We start from the raw sequence: 564 nt of genomic DNA, 5'->3' as shown, positions 1-564 counted from the left end.
AGCCGTGGGTGTTGAACACGTCATCGACGATCATCATCTTGGAGTGGACGTACACCGGCATCCATTCCCTGCCCGCCGGTGAGTCCGGCGCGACCAGCGAACACAGGTGCACTTTCAGGCCGGGGATGTCCTCCGGGGTGACGGTGCTGTCCTGGATTTGCTTGATGTGCCAATCAAGTTCGGCCTGCCACTCGGCCAGTTCCCGGTGCCCGGCGCGGTCGCGGGGCTCGGGCATTGGCCGGGGGGATGCTTGCGTTTTTACTTGTTCGATGCGCCGCAGCTTGGTCACTTCGGGAATGGTCTCGGCCCGCCCGAGGCTTTCGAGCATGCGCTGGGTGTTGCGGGTGCCAGCGCCCACGCTGTCGTCGCCAGCGTTGGTAATGACGAAGAGGTGCAGGGGGCCGTGCAGCCCTGGATCGCGACCACCTTCGGTTTGAGCGGCGGCGACTTTCTTGATCCGTTCAGCCAGGGGTGGCCAGCGAAAGTACTGGTTCTCGATGTAGATGAACTGGGTCGCGTTGTTCACCGCTTGCAGGTAGAGCGTCTCAATGTCGCGTTTGCCTT

Annotated in this window: 1 protein-coding gene; it reads right to left on the bottom strand. The window is 62.6% G+C overall.

Annotated features, from left to right (window positions below):
* Positions 1-564, bottom strand: a 564-nt coding sequence (locus VC35_RS28190) for a phospholipase D-like domain-containing protein (protein WP_046044018.1), incomplete at both ends; no start/stop codon positions are given.

The organism is Pseudomonas fluorescens (assembly GCF_000967965.1).
GTDB lineage: Bacteria > Pseudomonadota > Gammaproteobacteria > Pseudomonadales > Pseudomonadaceae > Aquipseudomonas > Aquipseudomonas grandcourensis.
The sequence above is the reverse complement of the archived record's forward strand: the minus strand, read 5'-3'. Positions and strand labels throughout refer to the sequence as shown.